Genomic DNA, 20,395 nt, shown 5'->3' on the forward strand with positions numbered 1-20,395 from the left:
CCATGATCGGACTCATCTGGGCGCAGGCGGCGAACGGCGTCATCGGCCGCGACAACGCGTTGCCGTGGCATATCCCGGAGGACATGAAGCACTTCCGCACGGTGACCGCGGGCGCGACGGTGCTGATGGGACGGCGCACGTGGGAGTCGCTGCCGGAGCGCTTCCGGCCGCTTCCGGGACGGCGGAACCTCGTGGTGTCCCGCACGCCGCAGGACGGCGCGGAGACGTTTTCCGACCTGGAGCAAGCGTTCGCGGCCGCCGACGGCGACGTGTGGGTGATGGGCGGCGCGCGGATTTACCAGGAGTCGCTGCCGTTCGCCGACCGGATCGAGGTGACCGAACTCCGCGAGTCCTTCGAGGGCGACGTCTACGCGCCGGAGATCGGCCGGGAACCGGACACCGTCGGCGAATGGCAGGAGTCGAAGAACGGCCTGCACTACCGGCACCTGAGCTGGGGTCCTAGCTGACCGCGGGCCCGACGGTGAGCGTGTCGCCGTCGAGCGTCGCGAGGGGTCCGAGCGGGATCGAAAGCGGCGAGTCGCCGTGCCCGACGTCGAGGCCGCCGAGCACCGGGACGTCCAGCGCGCCGAGCCGGTCGCGCAGCACGTCGAGCACGGTCCAGCCCCGGTCGGTGTAATCCTCGAACCCGGGGAACCGGCCGAGCGCGACCCCGCGCAGACCGCGCAGCGAACCGGACCGCATGAGGTGCGTCAGCTGCCGGTCGACCTGGCCCAGCCCGATCGCGCGCGGGGCTTCGAGGAACAGGATCGCGCCATCGAGGCTGGGCAGCCCGGCCCCGATGAACCCGATCACCGTGCCGAGGTGGCCGCCGACCAGGTTCCCGGTGGCCGTGCCGGGAAACGAGACCGCGGCGGTGAGCGCGTCCGGGTCCCGGCGCAGCGTCGCGGGCTCGGTCTCGAACAGCAGCCGCCGGGTCGATTCGGCGGAGCGCGCGCTGGCGAGGAAGCCGTGGATCCCGGCGATCCGGCAGTGCCGCCACAGCGCGAGGTGCAGGTTGGTGATGTCGCTGAACCCCATGAGCGGCTTGGGATCCGCGCGCACGGCGGCGAAATCGATCCCGTCGGCGATCCGGTACGCCCCGGCCCCGCCGCGGGTCGCGACGACCGCGCGCACGCCGGGGTCGCGGTAGGCGGCGTTGAGGTCGGCGAGCCGGTCCTCGTCGAGTCCGGCGAGGTACCCGTGCCGGTCGAGGGCGTGGTCGCCGACCTCGACGGTCAGGCCCCAGCTTTCCAGCGTCCGCACGGACTCCGCGAGCAGTTCTTCGGTGGGCCAGCTCGCCGGGGAGACGAGCCGGACCCGGTCGCCCGGCCGAAGGCGCGGCGGCAGCACGACGCCGGTCACGCGGACCCCCGGCTGACCCGGCCGCGGACGACCGGCGGCACGTAACCCGTAGCGACCACGTCCCCATCGAACCAGGCCGTCAGCTTCGCCGCCTCCTCTTCCAGCGCGGCCGCGGCAGCGACCGGCACCGGTTCGACCGGCACGACCTCCACCGTTCCGTCCGGCTGCTGCGTCCAGGTCCCGACGATCCGCCCGTTCCACCACGCGGTCGGACCGGCGTTGCCCGCGCCGTCGAACAGCTGCGGTCCGTGGCCGCCGAGGTAGAAGTCGCGGTGGCGCCAGCCCATCGTGGTCGGGTCGAGAGCGGGGAGCAGCGCCGCCCAATCCCGGTCGAGGCGGACCTCCTCGTCGTCGTCGGGATGCAGCCACGCCGGGGTCCCGTCCTCCAGCAGGGCGGGCGCCGCGCCGACGTCGTCCAGCGCCCGGCGGACCGCGGTTTTCGTCGCGCCGAGCCACCACACCAGGTCGTCCTCGGTGCCCGGCCCGAACGACCACAGCCACCGCCGTACCAGCTCCCGGTAGCCCTCCCGTTCGTCCAGGACGCCCGGATCCTCGCCGAGCCACTGCTGGATATCTGTCCACACTGGACGCGACACCTGCCAACGGCCCGCGTTGTTCCCGCGAACCACCGAACCGCTCGCGGCGAGCACGGAAAGCACCCGGGATCCCGCCGGAGCGAGGACGGTAGGTCGTCCCTCGGCGGCGATCCGTGTGTTCAATTCGGGGACTCTGGCGCGCAGCTGCGCGGTGGTCCCGGGTTCTTCGCGGATTGCTTCGAGCGCTTCCGCACACCGGTTGTCGACCCAAGCCGGGCCGTCGTCGATTCCGGCGAGTTCGGCGTCCTTGGCCAGCCGCGCGGTGAGCTGCCGCGTCACCCGGGCGGAGGCGCTTCCCCTTGCGGCGGCGAGCAAATCGACCGGAAACGCGAACACGGTCCGGCGCATCGCCAACTGCCGCACCACCGTCCGTCGGCCGAACAATGCGTCCGAAATGGACTCTCGGTCGGCACGGGAGCGGGCGTACGCGGAGAGGTAGCTGCTGCTGGCCTCAGTGGCGTGCAAGCACGTGACCGCGCGGACGGCGGCCTCCACCCCGGTCGCGGCGGTCGCCAAGGCGTGCCGCAGCCCGATCCGGTCCCGTCGCTCGTCGTCGGTCACCTTTCGCATGGTTTCGATCATGCCGGAAATAGCGGCCACTGCCTGACCGCTACTGCTGCGAACCTCGGTGCCAGCGCCGGAACGGGTTCGGCGCGGGAATCGAGGAGTCGAAATCATGGCAGTGCACGCCGTCGCCCACTTGAACTTCCGGGGCGAGGCCCGGGCGGCGCTCGAGTTCTACCGGTCGGTGTTCGGCGGGGAAATCCAGGTCGCCACGTACGGCGACTTCGGCATGCCCCAGGACGCGCCGGGCGCGGACCAGGTCGTGTTCGGCCAGGTCGTGGGCGAGAACGGATTCCAGGTGATGGCTTACGACGTGCCCGGCGCCGCCGCGCCCGCACCGGTCGGCGAGACGAGCCGCGAGAACGGGATGACCATCACGACGGAGAGGTTCTTCCTGTCGGTCGGCGGCGATTCCGTCGACGAGGTCGGGGAGTGCTGGAAGAAGCTGGCCGAGGACGCGACGGTGATCGAGCCGTTCGGCCCGTCCCGGTGGTCCCCGGGATTCGGAATGCTCCGGGACCGGTTCGGGGTCACCTGGATTCTGCAGGTCGCCGCCTAGTCTTCGGGCCGGTCCGGAAGGGAACCGGACGTGTGGCCCACCGGTCTGCGGCCGGAGTCCTGCGCCGGCCGCAGACCGGCTTTCACCCCGGGCACGGCGAGAGACCCTGCTCGAACGCGAGCACCCCACTCGGGTCGTACTTCGCCGCTACCGCCCGGAGCGTCGGAAGGTTCACCCCGTAGTACGCCGTCGCCCAGTCCTTCTGGTCGTCGTTGAGGTAGTTGACGTAAGCGCCGCCGGTGGCGAATTCCGCCAGCCGCGTCTGGACGTCGTTCACCTCGCGTTTCGCGGTCTCGCGGTCGACGTCCGGGGCCGCGGAGAGGTAGACCTGCACGTCGCCGAACACGCCGCGGTGGGCGAACGCGGTGTCGGTGGGCCGGACGTCCGAGACCGCCGCGTCGAGCGGATTCACCTCCAGCGCGACCTTGGTCTCGCCGGTGACGAGCGCGCTCAGCTTCGCCGGGTCCGCCTTGCGGGTCAGCACCCGGGAGGCGGCCGTGAACCGGCGGCGGCCGAGGTTGCCGGACCAGAAATCCATCGCGCCCGGATAGTCCGTCTCCTGGAAACCGCTGACGGCGCCCTTGACCCCGGCCCGGCGTTCCAGGTCCGCGATGAGTTCGCGGGCCCGCTGTTCGCCGCCGAGGAGGCAGCCGGGCACCCCCGCCGCCGGGTTCGGGCCGCCGAGCACCGAGATGTTCGACCAGAATTCCCTTGGCGCGGCGGTGATCCAGTCCTGCCACGCCCCGTAGACGTCGGCGCCGGAGCCCTCGGGGAAGTTCACCACGAACACGGTGACCCGCGGCGGCGCGGGCACGGTGCGGAAGGTGAATTCCGCGGTGATCCCGAAGTTCCCGCCGCCTCCGCCGGTGAGCGCCCAGCCGAGGTCCGAACCCGGGTCGACCGAACGCACCCGAAGATCGCGCGGCGTCACCACTTTCGCGCCGACGAGGTGGTCGCAGGTCAGTCCGTATTTTCGCATCAGCACGCCGATTCCGCCGCCGAGCGCCAGTCCGGAGATGCCGACCGAACCGCACGTGCCGCCCGGCAATGCGCGGCCTTCGGCGGCGAGCGCGTGATAGACGTCGATCAACCGGGCGCCCGGGCCGACGACCGCGGTGCCGTTCCGGCGGACCTCCACGCGGTTCATCAGCTTGAGGTCCGCGACCAATCCGTTGCCCGGAGTGGAATACGCGACGTAACTGTGCCCGCCGCTGCGCGCCGCGAACCTGATGCGGTTCGCCGCGGCGAAATCCAGGCATTTCCGGATGTCGTCGGCATCGACGCAGCGGGCGATCGCCGGTGGATAACGATCATCGTAAAGGAGGTTGAACGGAGGGCGGATTTCCTCGTAGCCAGCGTCGTTTCGCAGCAGGAGCGCGCCGTGCAGCCGCTTGCGCAACGCCGTCCAGTCCGGGTCCTTTTCCGCCGCCTCCGCAACGGTTCCGGTGCCGAGCGCGGCCGCGCCCGCCGCGACCGCGGACCACTGCAAAAGACGACGACGGCTCAACGTCATGGACGACCCCTCCACGGCTCGGCGGCCCGCGCGGATGGCAAGAAACCCGTCGGCCCGCCCCGAGATTCCCCTTGTCCGACGCCGCCAGCATAGACTAATCTTTCCGAAATAGAAGACGTATCTTCGGTATTTCGAAAATGCGTGATTCGGGGGGCGCGGGGTCGAGGTCGACCGGCCTTGATCCGCCATCGGATCAGGAGGTGCGGGCGGCATGGGTGCAGACAGCTCCGACCTTGGCGGTCCCGTCCCGGCCCCGGCGCGCCGGTCCGCGGTGCTGGCTTCCAGTATCGGCACCCTGCTCGAGTATTACGACTATTACCTGTTCGGCCTAGCCGCCGCCGTCGTGTTCCCGGCCGTGTTCTTCCCGTCCGCGGACCCGCTCAGCGGCCAGCTGTCGTCGTTCGCCACCTTCGCCGTCGGGTTCGTGCTGCGCCCGGTCGGCGGCATCGTGATCGGGCACATCGCGGACCGGTTCGGCCGCAAGAAGGCGTTGGTCCTGACCATTGTGCTGATGGGGATCGCCACGATTCTCATCGGCGCACTGCCCGGGTACCGCCAGATCGGCGTCGCGGCCCCGATTCTGCTGGTGATTCTGCGGCTGCTGCAGGGTTTCTCGACCGGCGGCGAAATGGGCGGGGCGATCTCGCTGGCCGTCGAGCATGCCGCGCCGCGCAAACGCGGTCTCTACGGAGCCCTGCTCCTTTCCGGCGCGGGCGTCGCGCTGCTCGTTTCCTCCGGGCTGATGGCGTTGTTCGCGTTGCTTCCCGACCGGGATTTCCTGGCCTGGGGCTGGCGGATTCCGTTCCTGCTGAGCGTCGTGCTGCTGGTCGCGGGTTTGGTCATCCGGCTGCGAGTAGGCGAGACGCCGGAGTTCGAACGCGCCCGCGAGAAGGCCGTCGGCGGGCGCATTCCGCTGGTCGCCGTGCTGCGCCGGCCGCGCAATGTGATCTACGGCGTTCTTTTCGGTTTCGCCAACAGCATCGGTGGTTACGTGATCACCACCTACGGCGCGTCGTATGTCAAAAAAGATCTCGGCATGCCCGCCTCGGTGGCGCTTACCGCGACCATGGTCGCCGCCGGTGCGCAAATCGTTCTCGCGCCGACGTGGGGCGCGTTGTCCGACCGGATCGGCAGGAAGCCGGTCTTCCTCGGCGGCTGCGTCGGGCTGGCCGTGGTGATCTTCCCGGTGTTCTGGCTGTTCGAGACGAAGAACCCGGTCCTCGTGGCGGTCGCGATGGTGCTGGGCTTCTCGGTGTTCGTGATGGCGATGTCCGCGCTGTCCCAGACGATTCTGTCCGAATTGTTCGACACCCGCTCCCGGGTCACCGGCGTCAACCTGGGATATCAACTCACCGCGGTGCTCGGCGGCGGATTCGCGCCGTACCTCAGCGCGTGGCTGGTCGGCGCGACCGGCGCGGTCTGGGGCGTCGGCATTTACGTGATCGCCGGCTGCGTGCTCAGCGCGCTCGCGATGCTGCGGTTGCCCGAACGCGCCGGAAAACCGCTGCCGGAACCGAGTGCCGAACCGAAAGCCGCGACAGTATGACCCTGCTGGGATATGTCAGCGACGAACGCTATCTCGCCCTGCCCGACGTCGCTGTCGAGATCAGCGCGCCCGGCTCGCACCGGACCGCCCGCTCCACCGCGTCCGGCGCGGTCCACGCCGACCTCCCGCCCGGCGAATACCGCGTCACCCTCGCCAAGGACGGCTACGGCGCCAAGCACGTCGACGTCGCACTCGGCACTGGCGAACCACACCAGTTCCGGCTGCTGTCCGACCGGATTTTCGGCTATGTCTGGCCGAAATGGGCCCGCAGCGGCGACGAGGGGGAGTTCCGGATCCACAGCCCCGAGCCGTACCGCCTGAGCTTGTGGCGGCACGGCGCGGCGGCCGAGGAAACGACGCTGCTCGGCTGGTTCGACGAACACGCGCCGCGCGCCACCGTGCAGGTGACACCCGATGGCGACTACACGCAAACCGGCGTGCGATTCAACGAAAAGGGCTACGCCGATCCGGCACACCGCCAGTACGTCACCGCTCCGGACCGCAGCGGCCTGTACTATTTCCACGTCGAAGGCGAATCCGGAGCCCGCTTCTCGTTCCCGTGGGTGGTCGCGCCGAGCCAGCCGACCGCGCCGATCGCCGTGATCGCGTCCACCAACACCTGGAACGCCTACAACAATTTCGGCGGCCGCAGCAATTACCTCAACGCCTCCGGACTGCCCGCCGCGCCGGTTTTGGTGCCCCGCCTGGAAATGCCGCGCTACCGGGAATCAAGCTTCAGCGAACACGCACTGCCCGACGACGCGTACCCGCCGCTGTCCTTCGAACGCCCGGAACCGCTGAACCAGATCAGCGCTGATGCCCGGCCGGAGGACCCGATCCGCAGCAGGCAGCCGTGCCACCTGGCCGCCGCGGAATGGCGACTGCTCAGCTGGCTCGAACGCAACGGTTACGAATACGACCTTTACTCCGACGCACACCTGCACGACGGAACCCTGCCGCTGGACAGCTACCGCGTGCTGGTCCTGAGCACGCATCCGGAGTATTGGTCCCGCGAGATGTATTCGGCAGTCTATTCCTGGGTGCACGATCGCGGCGGAAAGCTGGCCAACTTCGGCGGCAATGTAGCCGACTGCGAAGTGGTTTTCACTGCCGGCACCCTGCGATTCCGTACCCAGGCCGTCGAATCGGGTCCGCACGAGAGCCGGATGCACCGCACCTTCCGCCCCACCTCGGAACTGTTCGGCGTGGTCTTCACCAGCGCCGGGGCGATGACCGGCGCACCGTATGAGGTCGTCGATCCCGGACACTGGGCTTTCCGCGGCACCGGATTGCGCAAAGGAGACCTCTTCGGTGTCCGGAGCCTGCACGAACGGTGCCCAGGCGGCGCTTCCGGCCACGAAACCGACAAGACCGGACCACACAGTCCACCAGGGACCCACGTACTCGCCCGCGGCCTGAACCCCGGCAACGGCGGCGGCGAGCTCGCCTGCTACTCCACGGAAAGCGGCGGCGAGGTCTTCTCGGTCGGTTCGATCGCCTGGTCCTCCGCGGTGCTGGTAGACGACGGCGTCGCGGCGGTGACGGCGAACGTCCTCGACCGGTTCACCGGACGCTCCTGAACCCAGCGGCGATGTCGTCGGCCACCTCGATGCCAAGCCCTGGCGCGTCGCCGAGCCGGATTGTCCGGCCGTCACTGTCCAACGGCGTCTTCAGGATGTCGCGCTCGTAGTAATGCGCACCAATGATGTCGGAGGGGATCCGGGCCGACAGCCCCGGCGCAGCGCACGCCGCGTGCAGCTGGGCCGCCGCACCGATTCCCAGCTCCCCATTGGACCCTAGCACGACGTCCACCCCGAACGCGTTCGCGAGATGCGCCATCGACACCGCCCGTCCCGGACCGCCCGCCTTGCCGATATACAAACTGACCGCGTCTGCCGCTTCAGCCCGGATTACGGAGACGAGATCGTCGGTGCCGAACACGCTTTCATCCGCCACAATGGACAATCCACGCCCGCGCAGCGCCCGCATCCCGGTCAGGTCTCCGGATGCCACCGGCTGCTCGAGAAACGCCGGATCCTGGTCGCGCATCAACTCGATCGCCCGGGCCGCGTCCGCAGGCCGGTAACCACCGTTCGCATCCAAACCGAGGAACGTGTCCGCGCCCACGAGCTTCCGGGCCTCTTTGAGACGACGTGCGTCTTGTTGTGGCTCGAAGCCGATTTTCAGCTTATAACTGCGAAATCCCGCCTCGTAGGCCGCCTGGTAGACCTCACGAAGCCGTTGCCCACTGCCGCTGAGCGAGCATTTGACTGGTATCTCAGTCCTTAATGGACCGCCGAGCGCCACCGCGAGCGGGACTCCGAGCGTGCGCGCGTACGCGTCCCACAACGCCGTCGATATCCCCGCTTTGGTGAACGGTGTCCCATTTACCGCCTCGTCCATGCGCCGTTCAAGGTCGGCAACGGGAATGAGCGGCTGCCCGAGCACCGCCGGAGCAAGGGCTTTTCCGATGAGATATTCCGCCGTGCCAGCGTCTTCGCCGCTCCACTGAAGCGTGGCGCTGACCTCGCCCAGACCGGTCGCACCGTCCGAAGTGGTCACCCGGACCAGCAGGAAGTCGGAACGGTCATGCGTCCCGCGAGCCCCGGCTACCACGAGTTTCGGCCGCACGACCGGACTGACCGCGACGACCTCGAGGTCCTCGACGGTATTCACAGGAACTCGCGGAACTCGTCGAGAAACCGGTCGATCATCCGGAGGTCCTCGGCATCGAGCCGGTGTGCGGGCGCGCGGCAGTACGGGCTCCCGAACCACCCCCGGCGGACCGAAATCAGCTTTTCCGCCGCGATAATCCGTTCCGTGTCGAGCATCCAGTAGGAGATGTAGGGGAGGAGGCGACGGTGCAGCTCGTCGCCGCCCGCGTCGTCGCCGTCCTCGAAACGCCGCCAGATCTCCACGTAGATCTCGGTGAACGAACACCCCGGCTGCGTCCCGACCGCGCCCCGCCGGATCGCGTCCGGCAACTGCACGCCCGCGTACCCCTCGACCGCCGGAAGCGGGGGATCCCCAGCCGCCAGCTCGGCGATCAACGGCCCCGGCGGACTCGACTCGACCTTGACCAGCCGCAGATTCGCATGCTTGGCCGCGATCTTGCGCAGCATGTCCGCGTCCAGACGCGTCCCAGTCTCCGCGGGCGCGTACTGCAACACCACCGGAGTCGGCGCGACCGCGTCCAGCACCTCCCGGATATGCTTGACCAACGCCTTCCGCGACGGCCGCAGATAATGCGGCGGCAGAAGATTGATCAAATCCGCCCCGGCCGCCACCGCCTCACTAGCCCGTTTCACCGCGAGCCGAGTCGCGTGATCCTGAACCGCGACAATGGCCAAAACATCCGCCCGCGGCGTCGTCTCGGCCAGCAACACCTCGGTGAGCGTCTGCCGTTCGTCCTCCGCGAGCTTGTAGAACTCCGAAGCAAACCCAGGGAACATGACGCTCCCGACCCCGGTCCCGAGCACGTGCCGGATCACCCGGCGAAAGCCGGAAACATCGACCTCGCCGTCGTCGGTGAAAGGCACTTCGAGAACGGGAGACACTCCGCGAACAGGCGTCATCGCATGCCTTTCTGAAGGCCAAGCGCACCAACCGCGTCGGCGTGGATGATTCCCTCGATCAACTCAGCGGAAATCTTCGGCAACGCAGTGCCCGCGACGATGTCGTTGACCCGCCGTATCCCCGCGATCGCCTCCGCGGTAGTCGCGATCGGAAAGTCCGAACCAAGCAGCAGCTTGTGCGGCACGCCCCACTCCTGCGCCGCGAGCAGCGATTCGTAACAGACCCAAGGCCGGAGGTAAATCGAGGAAACGTCGGCATAGACGTGCGGATGCTTGCGGATCGTCACCACGGTCTCGCGCCCCCAAGGATGTCCCATGTGCGCCATGACGATCCGAAGTTCCGGAAACTGCAGCGCAACCTCGTCCGTGACCAGCGGATACGTGTACCGCAGCGGCGCCTGCCGAATCGGCGACGCACCCTGGTGGAACAGGATCGGCAACCCATGCCGCTCGCAATACCGGTAGAACTCCAACGCCGGCTGCGACAACGGATCGAAGTTCTGGTAATTCGGCCCGAGCTTCACCCCGGCCAACCCCAGTTCCCGGCACCGCTCAGCCTCTTCGAACACGTTGGGCGCAGTCGGATTCACCGACATGAACCCGATCCGCCGCTGAGGGTCAGCAGTCACGAACGCCGCGGTAGCGGTATTGGTGTCCTCCGCCCGATACGGCAGCCCAGTCGCTTCCTCCGGGTTCTCGACCGCGATATTGAAGACAATGGACAAATCTGCGGCCTCGGCAGCCCGGTCGTAGTCCGCCCAGGAATTTGTGGTGACCACCGGACGATCAGTCCGCCACCCGTCGTAAACGCGCCGCTCGTTCTCCGGCACCGCAGTCTGGTGAGTCGGAGTATGAGTGTGCACGTCCACGATCATGGCTTCACAACACCTCCGCCAGGGCTCCGAACCGATCCGCGAGCCCGGTGGCGATCTCCTCGAACCACCTGCGCCCCCGGCTCTCCGTAGCTAATTCAGGCTGATCGGTATACCCGTCAATGCTCCGCCACATCTGCGCAGAATGAATGTCCACATCAGACACACTGGCCGGTGCTGGTTGCTCCCGCGTTGCCCGCTCCTGAACCAACTCCCCGCGAACCGCCAACATCAGCGAAGTCTCGAACTCACCAGCATGCCCAGGCACAATGTCGTCCGGCTCGAGAACCCGCCAATAGTCGGTATGCGCGACCGCAAGCCCATGCCGAGTCGACGCCGCACCCGCGAACGCATGACAGACGCCGACGTTGCCCCCGTGCCCATTGACCACGACCATCCGCCGCCCGCCCTGCACCGCGATCGAGCGAGCCAGATCGTCCAACACATGCAACAACGTCTGCGGCAAAAGAGAAAGCGTGCCGTTGAAGGGTAAATGATGGTCGGAAGCCCCATACGGAACGGGCGGCGCGAGCAATAAGTCCCGTCCGCTGCCCGGTGCGGCCAACTCAGCCGCCCGCTCGCACACCGCAGCCGCGAGAAACGCATCCGTCCCAGCAGGCAAATGCGGCCCATGCTGCTCGGTCGCCCCGATGGGCACCAAGACGAGCGCCTCAGCAAGCACCCGACGCACAGCAGCGCGGTCGGCCTCCGCCCAGCGCACCAGTGCGCCCACGACGTCTCCCCGATACTCCGGTTGGCCTATCCTCCGGTATTTCGTAGAAGTCTTCCTGATTCAGGAAGATAGTCGATCGGGGGAGGAGAAGCAATGCCGTTGCCCGGACGGCAAGAGCGCGAGCGGGCCAGCGTCCTTGGTCGGTGACGCGACCAGACACGTGGTGGAACCGGACCTTCGCGCCTTGCTGGTCGAGGTAACCGCAAGCATGGGTTCTCGAGGTCGGCTGCATACGTGGTGTCGAGAATCGGTGAAGAAAACTGGAGAGCGCTTCCATTGGCAAGCAAGGCGGCGCGAAAATTCCCCGGTGAGAAAGTGACGGGAGCGCGGTGCGGCGAACTGAACGCTCACCCCGCAAAACCCAACCGCCGCGAAACCTCCTGCCCCACCTGCACCACCCCCCGCGCCGCAGCCCTCCTCTTCTCGCCAACCAACTGCCGAGCAAACCCGGTCACCCCAACCGCCCCAGCGACAGCCCCCTCGGCGTCGAAGAACGGCGCGGCAAGGCAAGCGATCTCAGCCTGCTCCTCCTCGCTCTCAAGCGCATACCCATCCGCCCGCACCTTAGCCAGCAAAGCCAAAAACCGACCCGCATCCGGAGCCGCGGCCTTAGGCCCCACCCCGCGCGAAAGCCGGGACAGCAACGGCTTCAACTCAGCCTCCGGCAGATGCGCGGCAATCGCCCGCCCCAAAGCAGTCAGGTCGAACGGCGCGACTTTCCCCCGGTAAGTATCAAACTGCACAAACCCTGGCGTAGAAGCCTTGGCGACATAAACCACGGAAGCATCCTCCAGAATCCCCACATGTGCGGGCATTCCGAGGCTTTCCGCGAGCCGCCGCAGGTCGGCTTGGACCAGGGACGGCAGGTCGACCTTTCGGACCAGTTCGATGGCCAGTCCGTAGAGGCGCAAGGTGGGCCGCCAGAAGTGGCTTCGGCCGACGACCCGCCGCACGGCATATCCCCGCTGCTCCAGCGTGTACGCGATAGACGCGCAGGTCGCGAGCGGCACCCCGGCGGCCTTCGCCAGTGCGGTCAGCGTCAGCGGTTCCTCGGCGCGCACGAGCGCCTCCAGTACCGTCAACGTCCGGTCCGCGGCTGGCGAGGCTGCTTTGCCCGAGGATTCGCTCATCCGACATCAACCTTTCGGATACCTGTAGTCATCTTCGGACTACGGTAGCGTCCGGTCGCCCGGCGCCGAAATAGCTTGAGGCCGCCACTGTGGACGGTACTCGGACCTGTGGCGGAGGAAGCCGGACGGGAAGTATTAGCGTCGGCAGTCAAGCGGAACGGCCGGTTGCCGGAATCGCGCGACCGGATCGCGGCAGGATTGGGGGCAGGTGAAAATTCTCGAGACGGACCGATTGCTGTTGCGGCGCTTCACCGAAGCGGACCTGGACAATCTGGTCCAGCTGGACAGCGACCCGCGCGTGATGCGGTTCCTCACCGGCGCGCCGACGCCTCGTACGGAGATCGAGCAGAAAGTGCTGCCCGCCATCCTCGGCGACTACGCGCGCGGGCCGGCCGGGCGGTGGGCGGCGGTCGAGAAACTGACCGGCGAGTTCCTCGGCTGGATTTCCCTGCAACCACCGGAAGACGGCAGCACGACGGAACTGGAACTCGGCTATCGGCTCCTGGCGAAGGCCTGGGGCCGGGGCTACGCGACCGAAGGCGCCCGGGCGGCGATCCACAAAGGATTTACCGAGTGGGGCACCGAGCGGGTGTGGGCGCAGACCATGGCGGTGAACACTCCGTCGCGCCGGGTGATGGAGCGGGCCGGGCTGACCTACGTCCGCACGTTCCACCTGCACTTCGACGATCCGCTGCCGGGCACCGAGCACGGCGAGGTCGAGTACGACCTGACCCGGGACCGGTGGGCTGCCGGAGAGTAGCGGGGCAAGGCGGTACGGCACCGTTTTCGTCCGGAATACACTCACCGGGTGATCAACCTCCGGTGGGTCTCGAAAACGCGGCGCGCGGTGTGGTTTCCCCTGCTCGGCCTGCTGGTTTTCGCCGGGTCGCTGCTGCCGTCGCTGCAGACGTTCGGCACGCAGTTCGGCGGGCTGCCCTCCCGGCCGTTCGACGCGTTGGCCGTCGTGGCGGTCGCGTTGCAGTCGCTGTCGCTCGCCGGAAGCCGCCGGTGGCCGATCGGCGTGCTCGCGCTGGTGTCCGCGGGGTTCGCGATCGACCAGCTGTGCGGCTACCACTCGTTCGCCGGCTCGGCGTTGCCGGTCGCGGTGCTCAACGTCGGCTGGCGGGCGGAGCGGGGACGCCGCGCCGCCGCGGTCGGGTTCACCGCGGCGTATCTGGCGTTCGTGGCGGCGTTTCCGCTGCGCGGCGGCGGCGAATCAGCGGCCGGGGTGATCGCCTTCTACCTCTCGTTGGTCGTCGTGTGGGGGATCGGGGCGTGGCTGCGCTCGACCCGGGCGGCCGAAGCCGAACGGCGTCGCCGCGTCGCCGAGGAAACCCGCGCGGCCGAGCGGTCGCGGATCGCCCGTGAACTGCACGACGTCGTGACACATCACGTGACGGCGATGGTCGTGCAAACCGAAGCGGCCCGATATCTCACCGGCGACCGGCTCGAGCAGACCCTTTCCTCGGTCACCAGCACCGGCCGGCAGGCCATCGCCGAACTCCGGAATCTGCTCGACCTGCTCAACCCCGGCGCCCAGCCCGGCCTCGGACTGGACACGCTGGTCGAGCAGACGCGGCGAGCCGGGCAGCCCGTGGAGTTCACCGAGGAGGGCACTCCCGCGCCGGCGGATTCCAGTGCGGTGCCGGTGGCATATGGCGTCGTGCGGGAAGCTTTGACCAACGCACTCAAACACGCGCACGGCAGCCCCACCTCGGTCCAGGTCCGGCACGGCGAGGAGGGCGTCACCGTGGAAGTGCGCACCGGCAGCGGGGCGGACGCGGCGATCGGCGGCAGCGGGCGCGGGCTGGCCGGGCTCCGCGAGCGGGTGGACGACGCCGGCGGCGAGTTCAGCGCTGGCCGGGCAGAAGACGGCGGGTTTTACGTCCGCGCCCGGATCCCGGCGTGAGCGCGCCGTTGCGGGTTCTCGTGGCCGACGACCAGGCGCTGGTTCGCACCGGCCTGGTGACGATCGTCGACGCGCAGCCGGATCTCGAAGTCGTCGGCGAATGCGGCGACGGGCAGGCCGCGGTCAAGCTGGCCCGCGAGCTGGAGCCCGACGTCGTGGTGATGGACGTGCGGATGCCGGTGCTCGACGGCATCACCGCGACGGGCCTGCTCGCCGGAGCCGACGTCGCCCGGCCGGTGAAAGTGCTGGTGGTGACCAATTTCAACCTCGACGAGAACGTCTATCAGGCGTTGCGTGCCGGGGCCGCCGGGTTCTTGCTCAAGGACGCTCCGCCAGAGCAGCTGCTGCACGGGATCCGGACCGTCGCGTCCGGCGCGGCGCTGCTGGACCCCGAGGTGACGCGCCAGCTGGTCGGCCGGTACGCCACCCGGATCCGCCCCGCTCCCGCGGATCCGGGTGCACTGCCGCTGGCCCCGCGCGAGCTGGAGGTTCTCCGCCTGGTCGCGGAAGGGCTGTCCAACAGCGAAATCGCCGCGACGCTCGTGCTCAGCCAGGAAACGGTGAAGACCTACGTTTCGCGCATGCTCGCCAAACTCGGCGTCCGCGACCGGGTGCAAGCAGTGGTTTACGCCTACCGGCACGGGCTGGCCGATTAACCCGAGACCCGGGCGGCGACCTCCTCGATTTCCCGCACCGCGATTTCGGGTTGGTCGACATAAATGTAATGTCCGCTGTTCTGCGCGATGACCAGTTTCGCCCGGCTGGACAGCGCGAGCCATTTTTGCTGGCCCTCGGTCCACGCCCGCTCCAGACCCGGTCCGTACTGCGGCAGTTGCGCGAGGTATTGCTGGCCGTGCTTGATCACCTCGACCGGAATGTCCCCGGCCGATTTCACCTCGGCGTCGGCGACGACCAGTTTTTCCGGGTTTTCTCCCTTGAAAACGGCCAGGTTCTGGGTGCGCAGGGCGGCCGCGTCCCCGGTGGCGGTGTCCGGGATCTCCTTGACCAGATCGGCGTTCTGCGTCGGCGAGGTGGCGTCCATCAGCACCAGCCCCTTGACTTTGTCCTGGTGGCCGGGGGCGTAGCGGGCGGCGATCAGGCCGCCGAGCGAGTGCCCGGCCAGTACCGCCGGAGAGTCCGCCGCGAGCTGGCCGAGGACGCCGGTGAGCACCTTCCCGGTGGTCTCGAAGGTCTGCGGTCCGTCCGGCTGATCGCTGGCGCCCGCGCCGAGCCGATCGTAGGAGCACACGCGGTTCTTCTTTCCGAGCGTTTCCTGCAGACCGGCCATTTTGTCCAGTCCGTCGCCGGCTCCCGGCAACAGGATGACGACGGGTTTCCCCTTTTCGGCAGCACCGGCACAGGACACATTCACCGCTTTTCCGTCGACGGTGATTTTCTTCACCCCGGTAAACGCGGACTGGCTGGCCGGCGCGCTGCCCGAATCCCCGTCCGAGTCCTCGTCGCATCCGGTCAGCACCAGACAAGCCGCCAGTGCCGCGGCCCCCGCTACCTTGCGCATTCCCAACCCCTCTGACGACTGAATCCCGGAGCCACGAAGACCGTGCCGGGCCCGGAAAAAGCTACTGATCCGGCGGTGCGGAATCGTCCCCGCGCGGTGGACACCTGTGCGTAGCTCTCGCGGGGGACACCGGCGGGAGCTGGCTTAAACTCCTGGTATGTCATCGGGGGACGCGGGAGGAGCGGCGCGCGGGCTGGAGTTCGCGGTGCTCGGGCCGGTCCGCGGCTGGTACGGCGGGCAGCCGCTGGAACTCGGGCCGGTGCTGCGGACGACGATGCTGATCGCGCTGCTCCTGCGGCCGGACGTGACGGTCAGCCGGGCCGAGCTGGTCGACCGGGTGTGGGGCGAGCGTCCGCCGGAGAGCGACGGCGTGCCCGGCTACATCTACCAGCTGCGGAAATCGCTGGCCGCGGCCGGCGCGGACGCGAAATCAGTGCTGCGGACCGACCCGGGCGGGTACCGGTTCGCCGGGGCGGGCGTCGGCGTGGACGCGGTGCGGGTCGAACAGCTCGCCGCCCGGGCCAAGAAAGCCGCCGCGGCCGGTGCGCTCGCCGCCGCGGCCGACGGGTACGGCCAGGCGCTGGCCTTCTACGAGGGCGTTCCGCTGGCCGGACTGCCCGGTCCGTTCGCCGAACGGGAGCGGCGCCGCTTCGTCGAACGCCGGGTCGGGCTGGTCGAGGGCCGGACCGACGCGCTGATCCGGCTGGGTGACTACGCGTCGGCGATCAGCGAGGTGACGGCGCTGCTCGCCGAGCATCCGGATCGCGAATCGCTGACCGGGCTGCTCATGCGGGCCCTCTACGGGGCCGGCCGGCAGAGCGACGCGCTCGACACCTGGCGCGAGTTCCGCCTCCGGATGCGTGATGAGCTGGGGCTCGAACCCAGCGAGGACCTGCGGCGGGTGCACGAGGCGGTGCTGCGCGGCGACGACGGGACGCTCGGCGTCGCCGCTCGGCCAGCGGCGGCGCCCCGGATCCGGGACGAGCTGCCGCACGACGTCGGCGAGCTGGCCGGCCGCGACGACGAACTGGCCCGGCTCGTCGCGCCGGGGAGTGCGGTCTCGGCGGTGGACGGGGTGCCCGGGGCGGGCAAGACGGCGCTGGCGGTGCGGGCAGCCCAGCTGCTGCGCGAGGAACATCCCGATGGTTGCCTGTTCGTCGGCCTGCACGGGCACAGCACCGGCCGGGCTCCGCTCGCTCCGGTCCGGGTGCTGCGCCGGTTGCTGCGTTCGGCGGGCGTGAACGACCAGAACATTCCGGACGACCTGGACGAACTGTCCGCGAACTGGCGGGCGGCCACCGCGCCGCTGCGCCTGGTCCTGGTGCTGGACGACGCCGTCAGCGCCGAACAGGTCCGCCCGCTGCTGCCCGGCGGGACCGGAAACCGGGTGCTGATCACCAGCCGACGCCGACTGCCCGGTTTGGACGTTGAACGCCGGATCTCCTTGGGCCCGTTGACTTCCGCCGCCGCGGCCGGATTGCTGAGCCGCATTGTCGGCCCGGCGCGCGCGAACACCGAACGCGAGGCCGTCCGCGAATTGGCCAGCCTGTGCGGACGGCTTCCGCTCGCCCTGCGCATCGCGGGAGCCCGGCTGCAGAACCGTCCGATGTGGACTTTCCGCGACCTGGCGGACCGGCTCGCCGACGACACCGGCCGGCTCGGCGAGCTGACCGCGGAGGAACGCAGTGTCGAGGCCGCGTTCCGGCTCTCCTACGACCAGCTTCCGCCCAAAACTCAACGCGCCTTCCGCACGCTGGGCCGCGCGCCCGCGCCGGAATCCGACGAGCTGGTGCTGGCCGCGATGCTCGGCTGTTCCCGGAGCGAGGCGGAAACCGTGCTCGAGGACCTGGTCGACGCGAACTTGGTGCAGGCGCCCGCCGCGGGCCGGTACCGGATGCACGACCTGGTCGCGGTGTACGCGCGCCGCCTCGCCGGGGACGAACCCGACGTCGCCAGCGGGCTAGGGGTGTATCTGCACGCCTGCCGCGCCGCGAGCGAATGGGACGAACCCGGTTTTCCCAGTGGGCCGACGCCTACCGATTCGCCCTTCGCCGGATTGGTGGACGCGTCGGCGTGGCTGGATCAAGCGGGCGACCTGATGGAAGTGGTGTCCTCCGCGGTCGCCGCCGGCCATTCGGACTACGCGTGCTGGATCGCCGAGGGTGCCGTCGACTATCTCGTGCGGCGCATCCGGTACCGCGAATGCGTTGCCCTGCTGGACTTCGCGTTGTCCGAAGTGGACAAAGCGGCGGACCGGCGGATGGTGACGGCGTTGCGGTTCGGGCTCGGCTGGGCGCACCTCGCGCTGGGGGATTCCGCGCAAGCCCGGCAGTGGTGCGAGGAAGGGCTGCGGATCAGCCGCGAAAACGGCGACCGGCGGGAAACCGCGCGGGGCCTGTGCGGACTAGGAATGGTCACCATGCTCGCCGGACCGCTCGACGAAGCGGAACGGGTGCTGAACGAGGCCCGGGCCATGGCCGCCGAGGTGGCCGACAGCTGGCTGGTCGAACGGGCGGTTTCCGGGCTCGGCTATGTGCATTTTAAACAGGGCGAATACGAACGCTCGCTCGCCCGGTTCTCCGAATCGCGGGAAGTCGCGGTCTCGACTGGAAACCCGGCGATGCTGGGCCGGGTTTCCAGCCATATCGGCAGCGTCCGGCTGCATGCGGGCCGGCCCGAGGAAGCGGCGGAACCCTTGCGCGAGGCGGTGGAGCTGGCCGAGCGGGTCGACGACCGGCTGCTGCTGGTGAGTTCGCTTTCGCGGCTCGGTACGGCCGAGCAGGAATTGGGGAATCTGGATCTCGCGCTTTCGTATCACCTGCGGGCGCTGGACGCGTTGACGGACCAGATGTCGCCGTGGGCGGAGGTCGAGGTCCGGAACCGGCTCGGTGCCTGTCATCAGGCCAGGGGCGACGAAGAGGCGGCGCGGGAGCAGTTCGACCTCGCTGCCGCGGTGCCGGCTGAAGCGAACTGAGCGGCCGGGTTGGCCCGGCGGGCAACCCGGCCGTCCACTGTCCACTCAGGACGCGCGGATCGCCTCGATCTCAAGGACAAGTTCGATTTCCTTGGAGACGAGAAGTCCGCCCGACTCCAGCACCATGTTCCAGACCAGCCCCCAATCCTCGCGGTTGATCTTGCCGCGCGCGGAAAACACCGCACGGTCGTTTCCCCACGGATCGCGCGCGTGCCCGAGATACTCCACGGCGAGGGTGACCGGACGCGAAACGTCCTTGATGGTCAGATTCCCGACCATGGTCGCCGCATTGCCGTTCACGGTGACCGAGGTCGAGTCGAACGTGGCCCGCGGATGGTGCTCCACGTCGAAGAAATCGCCGGAACGGAGATGGTCGTCCCGGGTCTGGTCCCCACTGTCCACAGTGGCCATCTCGATGACCGCGCGCACCGTGGTGTCCTCGATCTTTTCGCCGATTTCCACCGTCGCGTCCACGCCGGTGAACCGGCCGCGGACCTTGGTGAGCAGAAAGTGCCTGCCCACGAAACCGACCTCGGCGTGCCCGGGGTCGACCTTCCAGGTCCCCGCGGCGGGCAGTTCCGTTCCGCCGACCACCCGAGTTGCTTCTGTCATCAGGAGTCCTTTGCTCTCAACGGCCGGATTCGGTCGGCAGCCCGGCCGCGATCCAGTCGGCTTTGCCCTCGTCGTAGTCGAAGACCTGGCGGTACCCGAGTTCCGCCAGATGCTTCGCGACGGTGGCCGAATTCTGGCAAGGCGAGTCGGCGCAGTAGACGATCACCGCGAAGTCCTTGTCCGGCAACAGGTTCGGCGCGAGCTGCTCGACCTCATCGACCGGCAAGTTGAGCGCGCCCGGCAGGTGCGCCTTCGCGTAGTACTCAGCGGGCAGCGCCTCGACGACGATCGCCGACCCCGCGTCGATCCGCTTCTTGACCTCATCGCGTGTGATGGGCTCGACCATCAGCGCCTCCTTCGGGGATTTAAGTGCGTACGCACGCACTCTACTCATTAGGTGCGCCCGCACGCAATGTCCTAGACTGGGTCCCGTGAGCGACCCGAAGATCGGCCTGGAAGCGTGGCGGGCGATGCTGCTGGCCCACAGCGCCGCGGTACGAGCCATCGAAACCGACGTGCAACGCGGCGGCACCGTGCCCCTGGCCTGGTACGACGTCCTGCTGGAACTGAACGCGGCGGGCAAGAGGGGCCTGCGAATGGCGGAGGTAGCCGACCGGGTGGTGCTCAGCCGAACGCGCGTGAGCAGGCTGGTGGACGAGATGGTGCGCGCCGGTCTGGTGACGAAGCGCCCGGAACCGGAAGACCGCCGGGTCAGCTGGGCGGTGATCACCGACGAGGGAATCCGCGCGCTGCGCAAGACGGCACCGGTGTACCTGCGGAGCATCGAGAGGCACTTCTCAGCGCATGTGAGCGACGAGGAGGCGGCGGTGATCGCGAAGGCGCTGCTGCGGGTCGCTGAGGGCGGGAAGGCTGGGTGACCGGTCTAGCGTCACCGCCATCACTGGGGGGGGCGTTCTTAGCCGGGGAACCC

The 20,395-nt window shown here is 68.7% G+C and carries 20 protein-coding genes; 9 read left to right on the forward strand and 11 right to left on the reverse strand.

Going from position 1 to position 20,395, the window contains the following annotated elements; translation table 11 throughout:
• The first annotated feature begins 2 nt into the window (after positions 1-2).
• Positions 3-467 carry a dihydrofolate reductase gene (locus tag F9C12_RS31600; RefSeq protein ID WP_409462802.1) on the forward strand — a complete coding sequence of 155 codons (465 nt, stop codon included), beginning with the start codon at positions 3-5 and terminating at the stop codon, positions 465-467.
• Here F9C12_RS31600 and F9C12_RS31605 read toward each other — a convergent pair.
• Positions 460-1,362, reverse strand: coding sequence for an LD-carboxypeptidase (locus F9C12_RS31605; RefSeq protein ID WP_409462803.1), 903 nt, complete (start codon positions 1,360-1,362; stop codon positions 460-462). The two genes, F9C12_RS31600 and F9C12_RS31605, sit on opposite strands and share 8 nt — an antisense overlap.
• Complete coding sequence (locus tag F9C12_RS31610; RefSeq protein ID WP_409462804.1) at positions 1,359-2,528, reverse strand: winged helix DNA-binding domain-containing protein; 1,170 nt, start codon at positions 2,526-2,528, stop codon at positions 1,359-1,361. The genes F9C12_RS31605 and F9C12_RS31610 overlap by 4 nt, the downstream gene beginning before the upstream one ends.
• 106 nt (positions 2,529-2,634) lie before the next feature.
• Between F9C12_RS31610 and F9C12_RS31615 the strand changes: the two genes are divergently transcribed.
• Positions 2,635-3,081 (forward strand): VOC family protein, encoded by a 447-nt coding sequence (locus F9C12_RS31615; protein WP_409462805.1) that lies wholly within the window; start codon positions 2,635-2,637, stop codon positions 3,079-3,081.
• Positions 3,082-3,163: 82 nt separating this feature from the next.
• On the opposite strand, the gene F9C12_RS31620 is transcribed toward F9C12_RS31615, so the two are convergent.
• Positions 3,164-4,594 (reverse strand): FAD-binding oxidoreductase, encoded by a 1,431-nt coding sequence (locus F9C12_RS31620; protein WP_409462806.1) that lies wholly within the window; start codon positions 4,592-4,594, stop codon positions 3,164-3,166.
• Between the two features lie 211 nt (positions 4,595-4,805).
• Between F9C12_RS31620 and F9C12_RS31625 the strand changes: the two genes are divergently transcribed.
• Positions 4,806-6,140 (forward strand): MFS transporter, encoded by a 1,335-nt coding sequence (locus F9C12_RS31625; protein ID WP_409185410.1) that lies wholly within the window; start codon positions 4,806-4,808, stop codon positions 6,138-6,140.
• A complete protein-coding gene (locus F9C12_RS31630) occupies positions 6,137-7,720 on the forward strand; it encodes a N,N-dimethylformamidase beta subunit family domain-containing protein (RefSeq protein ID WP_409462807.1) in 1,584 nt (527 codons plus the stop codon). The genes F9C12_RS31625 and F9C12_RS31630 overlap by 4 nt, the downstream gene beginning before the upstream one ends.
• On the opposite strand, the gene F9C12_RS31635 is transcribed toward F9C12_RS31630, so the two are convergent.
• The 5 genes from F9C12_RS31635 to F9C12_RS31655 all read right to left on the reverse strand — a co-directional run bounded on the left by F9C12_RS31635 (position 7,704) and on the right by F9C12_RS31655 (position 12,450).
• The gene (locus F9C12_RS31635; protein WP_409462808.1) at positions 7,704-8,816 is read right to left on the reverse strand and encodes a mandelate racemase/muconate lactonizing enzyme family protein; all 1,113 of its coding nucleotides are present in this window, start codon (positions 8,814-8,816) and stop codon (positions 7,704-7,706) included. The two genes, F9C12_RS31630 and F9C12_RS31635, sit on opposite strands and share 17 nt — an antisense overlap.
• Positions 8,813-9,679 (reverse strand): dihydrodipicolinate synthase family protein, encoded by an 867-nt coding sequence (locus tag F9C12_RS31640; RefSeq protein WP_409462809.1) that lies wholly within the window; start codon positions 9,677-9,679, stop codon positions 8,813-8,815. The genes F9C12_RS31635 and F9C12_RS31640 overlap by 4 nt, the downstream gene beginning before the upstream one ends.
• A 32-nt stretch (positions 9,680-9,711) precedes the next feature.
• Positions 9,712-10,590, reverse strand: coding sequence for an amidohydrolase family protein (locus F9C12_RS31645; protein ID WP_409462810.1), 879 nt, complete (start codon positions 10,588-10,590; stop codon positions 9,712-9,714).
• Between the two features lie 4 nt (positions 10,591-10,594).
• Entirely contained in the window at positions 10,595-11,320 is a 726-nt protein-coding gene (locus tag F9C12_RS31650) for a creatininase family protein (protein ID WP_409462811.1), read from the reverse strand.
• Between the two features lie 347 nt (positions 11,321-11,667).
• Complete coding sequence (locus tag F9C12_RS31655; RefSeq protein ID WP_409185416.1) at positions 11,668-12,450, reverse strand: IclR family transcriptional regulator; 783 nt, start codon at positions 12,448-12,450, stop codon at positions 11,668-11,670.
• 208 nt (positions 12,451-12,658) lie between these two features.
• Here F9C12_RS31655 and F9C12_RS31660 point away from each other — a divergent pair, with 208 nt between their 5' ends.
• From F9C12_RS31660 to F9C12_RS31670, 3 genes are read left to right on the forward strand one after another with little or no spacing between them, the layout of a single operon-like run.
• Complete coding sequence (locus F9C12_RS31660) at positions 12,659-13,210, forward strand: GNAT family N-acetyltransferase (RefSeq protein WP_409462812.1); 552 nt, start codon at positions 12,659-12,661, stop codon at positions 13,208-13,210.
• 48 nt (positions 13,211-13,258) lie between these two features.
• Entirely contained in the window at positions 13,259-14,359 is a 1,101-nt protein-coding gene (locus tag F9C12_RS31665) for a sensor histidine kinase (protein ID WP_409462813.1), read from the forward strand.
• Entirely contained in the window at positions 14,356-15,015 is a 660-nt protein-coding gene (locus tag F9C12_RS31670) for a response regulator (protein WP_409185419.1), read from the forward strand. Before F9C12_RS31665 ends, F9C12_RS31670 begins: the two co-directional genes overlap by 4 nt.
• On the opposite strand, the gene F9C12_RS31675 is transcribed toward F9C12_RS31670, so the two are convergent.
• Complete coding sequence (locus F9C12_RS31675; protein ID WP_409185420.1) at positions 15,012-15,878, reverse strand: alpha/beta fold hydrolase; 867 nt, start codon at positions 15,876-15,878, stop codon at positions 15,012-15,014. The two genes, F9C12_RS31670 and F9C12_RS31675, sit on opposite strands and share 4 nt — an antisense overlap.
• Before the next feature lie 157 nt (positions 15,879-16,035).
• Here F9C12_RS31675 and F9C12_RS31680 point away from each other — a divergent pair, with 157 nt between their 5' ends.
• On the forward strand, positions 16,036-18,852 hold the full coding sequence (locus tag F9C12_RS31680) for an AfsR/SARP family transcriptional regulator (protein ID WP_409462814.1): 2,817 nt from the start codon (positions 16,036-16,038) through the stop codon (positions 18,850-18,852).
• A 45-nt stretch (positions 18,853-18,897) separates the two neighbouring features.
• Here F9C12_RS31680 and F9C12_RS31685 read toward each other — a convergent pair whose 3' ends face one another.
• Both F9C12_RS31685 and F9C12_RS31690 read right to left on the reverse strand, forming a co-directional pair.
• Entirely contained in the window at positions 18,898-19,464 is a 567-nt protein-coding gene (locus tag F9C12_RS31685) for a YceI family protein (protein WP_409462815.1), read from the reverse strand.
• A 16-nt stretch (positions 19,465-19,480) separates the two neighbouring features.
• Complete coding sequence (locus F9C12_RS31690) at positions 19,481-19,810, reverse strand: rhodanese-like domain-containing protein (protein ID WP_409185423.1); 330 nt, start codon at positions 19,808-19,810, stop codon at positions 19,481-19,483.
• A gap of 85 nt (positions 19,811-19,895) precedes the next feature.
• Between F9C12_RS31690 and F9C12_RS31695 the strand changes: the two genes are divergently transcribed.
• Positions 19,896-20,342 carry a MarR family winged helix-turn-helix transcriptional regulator gene (locus tag F9C12_RS31695; RefSeq protein ID WP_409462816.1) on the forward strand — a complete coding sequence of 149 codons (447 nt, stop codon included), beginning with the start codon at positions 19,896-19,898 and terminating at the stop codon, positions 20,340-20,342.
• The last annotated feature ends 53 nt before the right edge of the window (positions 20,343-20,395 follow it).

This window comes from Amycolatopsis sp. GA6-003, from assembly GCF_046267895.1.
GTDB lineage: Bacteria > Actinomycetota > Actinomycetes > Mycobacteriales > Pseudonocardiaceae > Amycolatopsis.

Coding starts and splice junctions, on each gene's coding strand:
- F9C12_RS31620 (WP_409462806.1), bottom strand. CDS start 4,594: ATGACGTTGAGCCGTCGTCGTCTTTTGCAGTGGTCCGCGGTCGCGGCG.
- F9C12_RS31685 (WP_409462815.1), bottom strand. CDS start 19,464: ATGACAGAAGCAACTCGGGTGGTCGGCGGAACGGAACTGCCCGCCGCG.
- F9C12_RS31645 (WP_409462810.1), bottom strand. CDS start 10,590: ATGATCGTGGACGTGCACACTCATACTCCGACTCACCAGACTGCGGTG.
- F9C12_RS31600 (WP_409462802.1), top strand. CDS start 3: ATGATCGGACTCATCTGGGCGCAGGCGGCGAACGGCGTCATCGGCCGC.
- F9C12_RS31690 (WP_409185423.1), bottom strand. CDS start 19,810: ATGGTCGAGCCCATCACACGCGATGAGGTCAAGAAGCGGATCGACGCG.
- F9C12_RS31610 (WP_409462804.1), bottom strand. CDS start 2,528: ATGCGAAAGGTGACCGACGACGAGCGACGGGACCGGATCGGGCTGCGG.
- F9C12_RS31615 (WP_409462805.1), top strand. CDS start 2,635: ATGGCAGTGCACGCCGTCGCCCACTTGAACTTCCGGGGCGAGGCCCGG.
- F9C12_RS31675 (WP_409185420.1), bottom strand. CDS start 15,878: ATGCGCAAGGTAGCGGGGGCCGCGGCACTGGCGGCTTGTCTGGTGCTG.
- F9C12_RS31630 (WP_409462807.1), top strand. CDS start 6,137: ATGACCCTGCTGGGATATGTCAGCGACGAACGCTATCTCGCCCTGCCC.
- F9C12_RS31625 (WP_409185410.1), top strand. CDS start 4,806: ATGGGTGCAGACAGCTCCGACCTTGGCGGTCCCGTCCCGGCCCCGGCG.
- F9C12_RS31655 (WP_409185416.1), bottom strand. CDS start 12,450: ATGAGCGAATCCTCGGGCAAAGCAGCCTCGCCAGCCGCGGACCGGACG.
- F9C12_RS31680 (WP_409462814.1), top strand. CDS start 16,036: ATGTCATCGGGGGACGCGGGAGGAGCGGCGCGCGGGCTGGAGTTCGCG.